The organism is Psychrobacter raelei (assembly GCF_022631235.3).
GTDB classification, from domain to species: domain Bacteria; phylum Pseudomonadota; class Gammaproteobacteria; order Pseudomonadales; family Moraxellaceae; genus Psychrobacter; species Psychrobacter raelei.
In genome coordinates, this window is record NZ_CP093310.2 from 2,723,794 (window position 1) to 2,735,206 (window position 11,413).

The 11,413-nt window shown below is 45.6% G+C and carries 11 protein-coding genes; 3 read left to right on the forward strand and 8 right to left on the reverse strand.

Annotated elements, in window-relative coordinates:
- The first annotated feature begins 43 nt into the window (after positions 1-43).
- Positions 44-655 (forward strand): pseudouridine synthase, encoded by a 612-nt coding sequence (locus tag MN210_RS11410; RefSeq protein WP_338412237.1) that lies wholly within the window; start codon positions 44-46, stop codon positions 653-655.
- Positions 656-716: 61 nt separating this feature from the next.
- Here MN210_RS11410 and MN210_RS11415 read toward each other — a convergent pair whose 3' ends face one another.
- On the reverse strand, positions 717-2,612 hold the full coding sequence (locus MN210_RS11415) for a M61 family metallopeptidase (RefSeq protein ID WP_338412238.1): 1,896 nt from the start codon (positions 2,610-2,612) through the stop codon (positions 717-719).
- Positions 2,613-3,045: 433 nt separating this feature from the next.
- Here MN210_RS11415 and MN210_RS11420 point away from each other — a divergent pair, with 433 nt between their 5' ends.
- The gene (locus MN210_RS11420) at positions 3,046-3,528 is read left to right on the forward strand and encodes an FKBP-type peptidyl-prolyl cis-trans isomerase (RefSeq protein WP_011961304.1); all 483 of its coding nucleotides are present in this window, start codon (positions 3,046-3,048) and stop codon (positions 3,526-3,528) included.
- Between the two features lie 146 nt (positions 3,529-3,674).
- On the opposite strand, the gene phoR is transcribed toward MN210_RS11420, so the two are convergent.
- The 3 genes from phoR to dtd all read right to left on the reverse strand — a co-directional run bounded on the left by phoR (position 3,675) and on the right by dtd (position 6,912).
- Complete coding sequence (phoR, locus tag MN210_RS11425) at positions 3,675-5,342, reverse strand: phosphate regulon sensor histidine kinase PhoR (protein ID WP_338412239.1); 1,668 nt, start codon at positions 5,340-5,342, stop codon at positions 3,675-3,677.
- Between the two features lie 185 nt (positions 5,343-5,527).
- A complete protein-coding gene (gene phoB / locus MN210_RS11430; protein WP_110817052.1) occupies positions 5,528-6,229 on the reverse strand; it encodes a phosphate regulon transcriptional regulator PhoB in 702 nt (233 codons plus the stop codon).
- 242 nt (positions 6,230-6,471) lie between these two features.
- The gene (gene dtd, locus MN210_RS11435; protein ID WP_241878624.1) at positions 6,472-6,912 is read right to left on the reverse strand and encodes a D-aminoacyl-tRNA deacylase; all 441 of its coding nucleotides are present in this window, start codon (positions 6,910-6,912) and stop codon (positions 6,472-6,474) included.
- A 236-nt stretch (positions 6,913-7,148) separates the two neighbouring features.
- On the opposite strand from dtd, the gene asd reads away from it, so the two are divergent.
- Positions 7,149-8,036, forward strand: a complete 888-nt coding sequence (gene asd, locus MN210_RS11440; RefSeq protein ID WP_049751019.1) for an archaetidylserine decarboxylase — start codon at positions 7,149-7,151, stop codon at positions 8,034-8,036.
- Positions 8,037-8,114: 78 nt separating this feature from the next.
- Here asd and MN210_RS11445 read toward each other — a convergent pair whose 3' ends face one another.
- From MN210_RS11445 to fadA, 4 genes are all read right to left on the reverse strand, one after another.
- On the reverse strand, positions 8,115-8,732 hold the full coding sequence (locus tag MN210_RS11445; protein ID WP_110817054.1) for an HD domain-containing protein: 618 nt from the start codon (positions 8,730-8,732) through the stop codon (positions 8,115-8,117).
- A gap of 166 nt (positions 8,733-8,898) precedes the next feature.
- The gene (locus MN210_RS11450; protein ID WP_011961310.1) at positions 8,899-9,477 is read right to left on the reverse strand and encodes an isochorismatase family protein; all 579 of its coding nucleotides are present in this window, start codon (positions 9,475-9,477) and stop codon (positions 8,899-8,901) included.
- 149 nt (positions 9,478-9,626) lie between these two features.
- Positions 9,627-10,025 (reverse strand): hypothetical protein, encoded by a 399-nt coding sequence (locus tag MN210_RS11455; protein ID WP_338412240.1) that lies wholly within the window; start codon positions 10,023-10,025, stop codon positions 9,627-9,629.
- 156 nt (positions 10,026-10,181) lie between these two features.
- Positions 10,182-11,354, reverse strand: coding sequence for an acetyl-CoA C-acyltransferase FadA (fadA, locus tag MN210_RS11460; RefSeq protein WP_011961312.1), 1,173 nt, complete (start codon positions 11,352-11,354; stop codon positions 10,182-10,184).
- Positions 11,355-11,413 lie beyond the last annotated feature (59 nt).

Genomic DNA, 11,413 nt, shown 5'->3' on the forward strand with positions numbered 1-11,413 from the left:
TTGTTTACTCCCTTTTCATTGATGTATTTGGAACTTCCCTTTTATGGCCACCTCAAGTGTTATCTTATTTAACAAACCCTACGGCGTTCAAAGTCAGTTTAGTGATGATGCCAATAACAAGTTTGCGCCGTTATCCCAGTTTTTCACCGATAAATCGCTCCGAGTGGCCGGACGACTCGATGCGACCAGTGAGGGGCTTTTGCTGCTGACCTCAGATGGCCAGGTCAATAAAGCCATTACCCATCCGCCCAAAGCCAATGCAGGGCGTAAGCAGGGCAAAACTTACTTAGTACAGGTAGAGGGCATCCCCTCAAGTGAGCAATTAGAGCAACTGCGTCAAGGGGTGCTGCTAAAAGATGGTCAGACCCTACCCGCTGAGGTAAAACACATTAGTGAAGAGGATTTACCCATGCCACTTTGGCAACGTGATCCACCCATTCGTGAACGCAAAAGTGTGCCTGACTCATGGCTAATGATGACCATTTATGAGGGTAAAAACCGCCAGGTGCGCCGCATGACTGCTCATGTTGGCCTGCCCTGCCTACGCCTGATTCGCTGGTCTGCTGCCGGCTTTGAGCTGGGCAATTTAGCGGTAGGCGAGTTTGTACGGGTACATTTAAATGACAAGCGCTTAAAGGATTTGGGTGTTTTTTAAATCATTAAACAACACCCTGGTATAGCCGTGCCCTTTTGGCTCGGCTATACCCTATCAATCACTACCGTATAAAATCCGGTGTTAACCAGTGCTCAAAGCCTGAGTCGCCTAAACTTAAACTAATCTTCTCTAAACTTGGATTGGCACTCACTCCTGACTGGGTTTGGTGACTCACCTCAAAGCTCAACAGCTCATCACGGCGAAATGCATGACAGCTCACGCTATCAAGACCTGACTCCGCCACAGTTTGTAGCTGTTTTTTGGTGGCTTTAATACCGTCAATCGCCACAATGACGTCTTTGGCAGAGAGACCTGCTTCAGCGGCCACACTGTCACGCAGCACTTTGGTGACTTGCAAGCCCTCAGCACTTTCAGTAACGCTAATACCCCACGCTAAGCTGTTGTCTCGGCTGTCTTGAGTTATCTTAATGCCATTAGCCTCTAGCAGCTCATAAATAGGTAACGCCTCTACACCATCGACATAGCGTGCCTTAAACTCTTGCCAAATGGCGTTGTCCATAAATTGGCTGATGACCGCCTCTAGGTTATCGTTATTCATACCGATACGAATGCGATTGCCCGCTGCGCCTTGAGCCTTGGCCTGCTCATAAAAAGCTTTTACCACATCAAACAAACGATGCTTGCCACCGCTTTGCTGCATCAGTGTTAAATCCAAACATAAAGCCACCAAGGCCCCTTTGTTATAGTAACTAATACCGGCATTACCCGTATTTTCATCAGCGCGGTATAGCTTAATCCAAGCATCGAAGCTGGACTCTGCCACACTTTGTAAAGCGCGTCCTGGCGTTTGGTTATAGCGGTTAATTTGGTTTTGTAGCAGCTTTAGATAGCTTTGCTGATTGATAACCCCTGAAGCTTGGAGCATAAAGTCATCAATATATGAGGTAAACCCCTCAAATACCCACAGCAGCGGCGTATAAGCCTCACGGCGTAAATCCACAGCCATCATCACATCAGGGCGTACGGTCTTCACCCACCAAGCATGAAAATACTCATGGCTGCACAATCCCAAAAAGCGCTGATAGCTTTCGCTCGGCTCTTGTGGCTCTTGAGCGGACGGTAAATCACTACGCGGGCTCACCAAGCTGGTAGAGTTAATATGCTCAAGGCCGCCGTAATCGTTGCCACTGGCATAGGTCATGAAAGTATAGCCCTCATAATCCTCACCACTAAAAGGTGCATCTCCGAGCCAGCTGACATAGCTTTGACAAATCTGAGTCACATCTTGCTGTAAGCGGCCCATGTTGGCGCTGTGCTTACCTGAGATATAAAAATGATGCACCGTGGTATTGTGCTTACGGTCTTGAACAATAAAATCAAACTCAGATTGCGGCGCGATTTCAAAAGGATAGTCGATAAGCTCAGGATAACTCTCAGCACTGAGCTGATAATAATGGACATGATCTGTATGCAGATAGCGATGCTTAAGACCACAGGCAATTTTTACCGGCTCTGCACCCTTAGCTTGCGCGTCATAAAAGGCTTGCGGCACGCTTAAAGTCACCGCCACAGGTAACGCCTCTTGCCCCTCTATCGCCAAGGCCAATGAAGTAAAGTTGCCATACAAACGGGTTTGATCAACATAAGCGGTACGTACTGATAAGTCATAGCAGTACACCTCATAGCGCACCTCTACCTTCTCACCAGCCGTAATTTTGGGCAATTGCCACTCGTTTTTACTCAGCTTTTGCGCTCTGTATCTCTCATCTTTGCCAACAACGTGATACTGCACTGCGGTAATATTACGCGCAAATTCACGCATCAAATAACTGCCTGGAATCCAAGCTGGCAGCCACAGCACAGGCGCCGACTTGTCTGCAGTGAAGCTTAAAGTCACCTCGACTAAGTGCTGAGTGAAGCGCTCAAAATCCAAATGGTAATGCACGGCCAAATCTTGATCGTACTGAGTGGTTAAAGCATTATTTGAAGTAGTCATAAAGGTCTGTCATATCCGTGTTAGCGAAAAAAGTAACCCAGTAGCCATCAATACCACCATCAATACTTAGGTAAAGGAGTGGCCAAAACCTTAGGGGCTTTAATTTATAATTAGGGGTACGCATTCAAACTTCAACCATCGTAAAAATTTAGTCAGCAAATATCGACTTTTATTCCTAAAAAATGAGAATAAACTCATATTTTGTGGTCTTATGGCTGTTTTTTGGGCTATATTTTTAAAAAAATGTAAAAAAACTTCGCAATTTACCAATTAATTTGAGAACATGACTTGAAACTTTTGTCTATCATCGCAATCTATTAGACAAGGCAATTAGCAGAGGTGTGGCATCAGTGATTTTTTGCCAACATAAACACCCTTCTTTATTGTATTATTAATTAACATATAGAACGCCTATATTATTCGAGGAATTTTTATGACCACAATCGCAAAAGATACTGCCGTACGTTTCAACTATATCTTAAAAGACGAAAATGGTAACGTTATCGATCAGTCACAAGGTGAGCCTTTAGCTTACTTGCATGGCCATAACAACATCATCCCAGGTCTTGAAAAAGAGCTTGAAGGCAAATCTGCAGGCGATTCATTAACTGCGGTTATTGAACCCGCTGACGCTTACGGCGAATACCAAGAGCAAGCCGTACAAAAAGTACCTCGTGCTAATTTCCAAGGCGTTGAAGACATCCAACCTGGCATGCAGTTCCAGTCTGAAGCAGAAGGTCAAGTTATGCTAGTCACAGTAACTGACGTAAACGATGACACGGTTACTGTCGATGCTAACCATCCTCTAGCTGGCAAAAAACTAAGCTTTGACGTAGAAATCGTTGAAGTACGTGCAGCGACTGAAGATGAGCTAAACCACGGCCATGTACATGGCAACGGCGGCGTTCAGCACTAATTTAGCCGTTAGTGTTAGCGACTAACGCTGACATAGCTGACATAAAAGAGCCACTCAAGTTGAGTGGCTCTTTTTTTGAGTGAAATTTATGCCGATTAAATAACCCTCTGTCACCTATACGCCTATACCGCTATACGTAGTCGCAGCTAGCTGTTTGAGCTGGGCTTATCCTGCAAATCCTGCACGTTGTTATTGTCTGTGACTGGCGGTTTTAACTTAGCAGCCGACTTACTGCTCACACTCTGATAAATACGGCGTTTGGGGAACAGAACATGAAACTTAGAGCCTTTACCCTCCACTGACTCGATCGTCAGCTTGGCTTCATGTTGATAAAGTACATGCTTGACGATGGCCAATCCTAGACCCGTGCCACCTGTTGAGCGGCTGCGACCGCCATCTACTCGGTAGAAGCGCTCGGTGAGCCTATCTAGGTGCTCATCAGCAATACCTATGCCATTATCACTTACTGTAAACAGACAGCCCTCTTTAACCTCTTGCCATGTAATACGCACTTCCCCCCCTTTGGGGGTATATTTGATGGCATTGGTCACCAAGTTGAGCAGCGCACTGTGCAAGTACCCCTCAGCACCATAAATGTCTTGTTGCGAATCTAGATGCAAATCGATCAAGTGGTTGTAGTCTTTATTATAAGCTTGCGCATCATCGAAGATACGGGTAAGTAGCTTGGGCATATCCACACGCTCACTTTGTATCGACTCTTCGTTCTCCAAACGAGACAACAGCAACAAATCATTGATAATCTGATTCATACGCACGGTTTGCTGAGTCATAAGGCTAAAGCCGCGTCGCCATTTGGGGTCCAAATCTGGCTGGTCTGAGAAGGTTTCGATATAACCCATTATTACTGTAAGCGGGGTTCGCAGCTCGTGTGAAACATTACCCACGAAGTCTTTACGCATCTGCTCTAAATGATGCAAGCGGGTCACGTCATAGATAATCAGTAGCTTCTCTGTGCCAAAATGAGTGACCTCACACTGCAAAAACCGCTCATAATCGCGCCAAGAGCGCATTCTTAAGCCATCGTTAGGAGAGACGGCATCGACATAATACGCTTTAAACTCAGGCGCATCTATTAAGTCTAAGATACTGCGACCTTGGTCTTGTGAGCGTAAAGCCAGTAAGGTTTCGGCTGCCTGATTCCACCACTCCAAGCTGTCATCTTTATCCAGCAAAATAACCGCATCTTGCAAAGCCAGTAATGAGCTGCGGATTTTTTTAATCAGACCCATCATTCTTTGGTGGGTCATTTGCTCTTGTCTTTTGCTCTCATAAAGCTGATTGGCCATAAACGTCATACTGCCTGACAACTCAGGCGGCGGCAGGGTTAACGACTTACTCATCCAGCCATAAAACTGCTGAACCGAGTACAAGCGCCACACATAGTACAGTACCAGTGCCACGATAATCCCCCAAGGCAGCGCATTCATATAGTGACCTAATAAAGCCCCTAGCAAAATTAATATGACCAACCACTTAAAGTCTGACCAGAGCAACGTGGCTCTGGGATTTTTATTATCGGGCAGTGGCTCTATGATGTTTTTGGAATTAGTGTCGCTAAGGTTCTGATACAGATTACTGTAGGGGTTTTTATAAGGACTGCTTTTGGTTACTTTTTTAAGAGGTGTGGCTGTTGTAGCACCATCAAAGCCATCTATTAAGCGCTCTTTATTCTCATCACTTACCGTCACCTGCTCAGAGACAGCCTCCCCGACCTCTAACTGCTGTTGATGAGGCATATCAGACTGACGGCCCAGCTTAGAAGCTGAATTAGACTGTGATTTAGACTGGCTCATGGTGCTCTCAACTTAACAATAATCAATAATAGAGTTGGCCCCAAGCTCTTAGTTAACGTCGATATCTGCTTAACCTTTATGGCAGGCAGTAGCAAAGATGCCGTGTAAAAATCGACTTTTAACACCAAGAGCGCCGCCTGATCAGCAGCGTTCAATAGGACAAAAAACCAGTTAATGACTTACAATTAGCCATTACGCTGAGTTGAAAAGCGGTAACCGGTGCCGCGTACCGTTTGGATAAACTCAGCATAGTTATACGGTTCAAGCACTTTACGTAAGCGGCGGATATGCACATCAATGGTTCTGTCTTCGACATAGACGTTGCCACCCCATACTTGGTCTAACAGCTGAGTACGGGTATAAGCCCGCTCTGGATGGCTCATAAAAAATGCCAATAGACGGTATTCGGTCGGACCAATTTCAAGCGGGGTACCATCGGCTGACAACCTTTGGCTGACTGGGTCTAGACTTAAGCCTTCAGCTTCAATAGGCTTGTCACCTGATAAGGCGCTGCTACGGCGCAGTACTGCCTTAATCCGTGAGACCAGCTCGCGGGTGGAGAACGGCTTGGTGATATAATCATCTGCCCCCGCATCTAAGCCTTGTACTTTATTGTCTTCCTCGCCGCGCGCAGTCAGCATAATTATGGGAATCTCAGAGAGCAGTTCATCTTTTTTTAGACGGCGGCACAGATCGATACCGGATTGGTTACCCGGTAACATCCAATCTAATAAGATCATAGCTGGTCTATGGTCTACCACTTGACTGTGCGCTTCACTGACATCTTCGGCCTGCAGACACTCAAAGCCTGCCATTTCTAAGGTAGTGACGATCATCTCGCGAATGGCAGGCTCGTCTTCTACAACTAGTATGGTTTCGATATTCATCTGTTTACTGTCCTATTATTGGCATATCTAATGGCTTATTGGCCACGCACTACAAAGGTAGGCAAATATTACCGTTATATTACAACGTAAAATTATGACAGTTAGATGAAAAAAGTGTAACTGATGAGATTAAGCGCAACCTTGTATTTTATAAACGCCCTATATTAGGCTTTTTAAACAGACTGTATCATCATACTAATATATCACCCTTTACATATCATGTGCTGCTAAAGACGTTGTTATTAACTTATTTCCAAAATAAAGTTTAAGGGCCCATCATTGTCTGCCTGAACCAGCATATTGGCACCAAATTCCCCAGTGGCGACCTTATCATGTTGCTGCTTGGCATAATCGATCATCTGCTTAAACAGCTCACTGGCCTGTGCAGGCGGCATTGCCCCACCAAAATCAGGACGACGCCCCTTATCGGTCTTTGCCATCAACGTAAACTGCGACACCAGCAGCAAGCCACCCGCCACTTGCTGTACATTTTTATCCAGCTTACCGGCGTCATTATCAAATATTCGGTAACCCAAAATTTTATCAATCATCTTTTGGGCGCTCTCTAATGTATCTTCTGGGCCCAAACCAATATAGGCCAATATACCCTGCTCAATTTGACCCACAATCTGATTGTCCACACGCACACTGGCGGCGCTGACTCGCTGTATTAAGGCTTTCATAATATCTGCTCCTGTATTTTACTGGCACTCTTTATTTATCTAATGGTTTAGCCGCTATGTTTTATAGTGATTTATAAGCGGCAGGTCTACTTACGGACGACCTTGCTTAATCTTGATTATGCTAAACTAGGTGCTCCTTAACTTTTAGTTTTTATCACTGGCAAGTTTATGTTATCTAAACCAGTGATGATCCCCCATTTTTACAGCTTACGATGATCTCTTTTATGAAAAACTTAATGAAAGCCTCTTTAAAAAAACAAGCCGAGCAGCTGCTCACTCGTGATGGCTTATTTACTGCAGCTCAGCACTTAGTGCCGCAGCAAAAACTCAGTGAAACGGCCGGACGTCTGGCTGCCAGCCAAAACCCTCTGGTCAAAAAAGCCTTTGTGCATACTTTTGCCAAAGCCTATGGCATTAGCTTAGAGGAATACGCGCGCAAGAACTTAGGCGATTTTAAAAGCTTCAATGACTTTTTTACCCGAGAGCTTGCGCAGGACGCCCGCCCCATTGATGACACCAAAGACGGTATTGTCTCTCCAGCAGACGGTATGATTTCACAGATTGGCCATATTCAGCAAGGCCAAATCTTGCAGGCTAAAGGCCGTGATTATTCGGTGAGCCATCTGTTAGCAGACACCGATAATAAGCACAGCAGCTACTATGAGGGCGGCAGCTTCGCTACGGTATACTTAGCACCTAGCAACTACCATAGAGTGCATATGCCGTTCGATGGCACCTTAGTTGAGACACGCTATGTACCTGGCAGCTTGTTCTCAGTAAACAATGTCACAGCCGCCAATGTTCCTGATTTATTCGCCCGCAATGAGCGTTTGGTGTGTGTGTTTGATACTGAGTTTGGCCGTGCTGTGGTGGTGCTGGTCGGCGCTATGATTGTGGCGGGTATCGAGACAGTCGCCACGGGTAAAATTGATCGCAGCGACCGTATCCAAACTTTAGAGCACACGCTTAGCTTAAAAAAAGGCGATGAGCTGGGCCGCTTCTATTTGGGCTCAACCGCTATTGTGGTCATGCCAAAGTCTGCAGGCGTCAACTGGGCACAAGACATGCAGCATGGTGCTGTAGTGCAGATGGGTCAGCTGCTGGGTGTGGCTGACAAAGCCTAACTACCTACGATGAGTCTATGCTTGACAATATAAAGGTGCAGCGAATGCACCTTTATTTATCGCATTTTTTATTGATAACTAAGCGTCTAATAACCAGCCCTGCTTGGTCGCATAATCAAGCTGTAGCTCTATCCACTCATGGATAACTGGAAAACTGGTTGCTATAAATGCATGCATACCTGCCACTTGGGAGCGCTTCACCCCATGATCACGCCATGTTTTGCCTTGAGTATTTAGGTTTAATAAAAATGGCAATAAACGATCTATTGCTTTTAATAACTGAGTCTCAGCACTGCTTCCACTTTCTTGCTCATCCCACACCTCAAGCAAGTTGCTGATGCCATTACCGCTATGTGCCTGCAAACGTACAATCCCTTCTCTCTCCTCAATATGTGCCTCACTGCGACTCTCAGCGTATAAAAACGTATCGCCGGCATCAATCTCACCCAAGTCATGCACCAAAGCCAGTTTTAACAGCTTCTCATGATTGACATCAAGCTGAAATAGCTCAGCGATAGACCAACACGCCATGGCCAAATGCCAAGAATGCTCAGCTGAGTTCTCAAAGCGAGTGGTCTGCGGCACATAGCTACGCCGATCCACGCGTTTTAAGGCATCAAGCTCTAACAAAAACTCAGTAATTTGGGTCATATCCAGCGCTTTATCGCGGTGTGTATTGGGCGGGGTGAGCGGCATAATAAACCTTATATTTTGATAGATAATGTGGGTATAGGCTAATCGAATACAGTGGCTTATACAAGACTGCGCTATGTGCTAAAGCATCTAATAACAGTCATAAAAAAATCCGTGATAAATGGCATTATCACGGATTAGTTACAGCAAGGCGTAAAGCCTGGATAGTTTATTTAATTAACTGGCTAATGGCCTTAAACGTAGGGTCTTGGCTTGAACGACACAGCTCAAACAAAATGGCTTCGGTAGTGGTAACGACTGCGCCCGCTCTACGCATACGACGAATGGCTTGACGGCGGTCATAAGCATCACGCGAGCCTGTGGCATCCGCAATCACGACTGGCTGCATACCATTATCAAGTAAATCCAGCACTGTTTGTAGCACGCAAACATGGGTCTCTACCCCAAAGACCAGTACAGAAATACGGTTTTGCTGCGCCAAATAATTCCAAGTCTCATCATTGTCACACGCGCTAAAGGTGACTTTTTCGATAATTTTGGCCTTCGAAGTATCTAGCACCTCCATGATCTCAGGCAGCGTCTCACCCAGCCCTTTTTTGTATTGCTCATTGAGCACAATGGGGATGCCAAGTATTTGTAAGCCTTGAATAAGGGTAATGGTCTTTTTGATAATCTCTTCATGACGATAAATGTGCGGGGTAAGCTTTTGTTGCACATCAATGATCATTGCCTGAGTATTTTCGCGCATGATGCGATAAGTTTTATCAGTGGTGATGGTTTGTGACATAACACGCTCCTTGTGTTGTTGGGGACAAAAATACCTGTCTCTATTAAGTCATATTAGTGTCATCGGGTCAAACCCTTTGGTGCACACTTGTTGTAATTTGAAGCAAATTTAGAGTTGCCACTATGCTGAACCTAAAATACAAAGCCGCGTTAATCATCCGCGATACCAACAATACTAATTTGACGCTCATAATAGCCCATATGACCATAATTACCGGCCTTACTAATCACCGCCTTGACTCGGACTCGGTTTAGGGTATAAAAATTATCTACCACCCCTCTTTTTTTGGCCAAGTCGTCCAAGATATGACTTGGGTCTGAGATATGGTATTGCACCCCTTGCTCGCTGGTAAGGCTAAATTGCTCCAAGCCTTTGGTCACCTTACCCACCAATACTTTTGGCGTGATAGCATCTTGACCCGCTTTGTGTGCCACAGTGCTCGATGCCAATTTGGCACTAGATATGAGACTAAGACCCACGCCCACCGCTGAGATTAAAAATAGCTTGGTAAGCGCTGACTTGCGATAGGGATTTTTATTGTCAGTCATAAGGTATTACCTTTTAGCGAAAGCAGTATGTGTATGGCTTAATGTAAGTCCTAAAAAAGCACCTCTAACATTACGTCAGAGGTGCTTTTTATACAAGACGCTAATGGTTAACGTCTGCTACTGCAAAACAGCCATTTAATCACTTAAAATCAAGGATTAAACACGCTCAATCACAGTAGAGATACCTTGGCCCAGACCGATACACATAGTGGCCAGACCAATTTCAGTATCCATCTGCTCCATGGCATTTAGTAGCGTCACAGTGATACGCGCACCAGAACAGCCCAGTGGGTGACCTAGAGCGATAGCACCACCATTAACGTTGATGATGTCGCGCTTATCAAGTAAGTTTAGCGCTTTAAGTACTGACAGACCTTGAGCGGCGAACGCTTCGTTTAGCTCGATGGTTTGCATGTCTTCAACCGTTAGGCCAGCACGCTTTAATGCTTTTTGAGTGGCAGGCACTGGGCCATAACCCATGATAGCGGCATCACAGCCAGCGATTGCCATGCTGCGGATGCGGGCACGTGGCTTAAGACCTAAGTCTTTGGCTTTTTGAGCGCTCATCACCAGCATCGCAGAAGCACCATCTGATAATGCAGAAGACGTGGCTGCGGTTACTGTACCGTTTGCAGGATCGAATACTGGGCGTAGCTTAGCCAATGACTCCATTGAGGTGTCAGGGCGAATCACCTCATCTACGGTACAAAGCTGTAGGCGACCTTCTGCGTCATGACCTTCAATACCGATGATTTCGTTATCAAAACGACCCGCTTGAGTGGCTGCCCAAGCACGGCGATGTGATTCATAACCGAACTCATCTTGCTGCTCACGAGTGATGCCATTCATACGGCCGAGCATTTCGGCGGTTAAGCCCATCATGTTAGAGGCTTTTGCATAATGCTTAGAGGCTTCTGGGTTAATATCGATACCATGCATCATGCCCACGTGGCCCATGTGCTCAACACCACCGATGATGAACACATCACCTTGGTTGGTCATGATTTGAGCGGCAGCGGTGTGTAGCGCTTGCATTGATGAACCACACAGACGGTTAACGGTTTGGCCACCGGCAGTCTTAGGGATATCAGCCAATAAACCAATGTTACGGCCAATATTCATACCTTGTTCTAGGGTCTGGTTAACACAGCCCCAGATAATGTCTTCTACTTCATTGGTATCAAAGTCATTGCGCTTAACCAAAGCACGTACCAATTCAGCTGACATGCTATCAGCACGAACGTTGCGGAACATACCGTTCTTAGATTTACCCATTGCGGTACGCACGCCATCTACGATGACCACGTCTTTTGGACTTAATGTTGTCATGTAATACTCCTTGAATCTTTATTATTGTTAGGACTTACGCAAATAAATTTAGGTATTAA

Excerpts from the sequence above, each read along its gene's own strand:
- asd (WP_049751019.1), top strand. The coding sequence starts at position 7,149 with ATGAAAGCCTCTTTAAAAAAACAAGCCGAGCAGCTGCTCACTCGTGAT.
- phoB (WP_110817052.1), bottom strand. The coding sequence starts at position 6,229 with ATGAATATCGAAACCATACTAGTTGTAGAAGACGAGCCTGCCATTCGC.
- MN210_RS11445 (WP_110817054.1), bottom strand. The coding sequence starts at position 8,732 with ATGCCGCTCACCCCGCCCAATACACACCGCGATAAAGCGCTGGATATG.
- fadA (WP_011961312.1), bottom strand. The coding sequence starts at position 11,354 with ATGACAACATTAAGTCCAAAAGACGTGGTCATCGTAGATGGCGTGCGT.
- dtd (WP_241878624.1), bottom strand. The coding sequence starts at position 6,912 with ATGAAAGCCTTAATACAGCGAGTCAGCGCCGCCAGTGTGCGTGTGGAC.
- MN210_RS11450 (WP_011961310.1), bottom strand. The coding sequence starts at position 9,477 with ATGTCACAAACCATCACCACTGATAAAACTTATCGCATCATGCGCGAA.
- MN210_RS11455 (WP_338412240.1), bottom strand. The coding sequence starts at position 10,025 with ATGACTGACAATAAAAATCCCTATCGCAAGTCAGCGCTTACCAAGCTA.
- MN210_RS11420 (WP_011961304.1), top strand. The coding sequence starts at position 3,046 with ATGACCACAATCGCAAAAGATACTGCCGTACGTTTCAACTATATCTTA.
- MN210_RS11415 (WP_338412238.1), bottom strand. The coding sequence starts at position 2,612 with ATGACTACTTCAAATAATGCTTTAACCACTCAGTACGATCAAGATTTG.
- phoR (WP_338412239.1), bottom strand. The coding sequence starts at position 5,342 with ATGAGCCAGTCTAAATCACAGTCTAATTCAGCTTCTAAGCTGGGCCGT.
- MN210_RS11410 (WP_338412237.1), top strand. The coding sequence starts at position 44 with ATGGCCACCTCAAGTGTTATCTTATTTAACAAACCCTACGGCGTTCAA.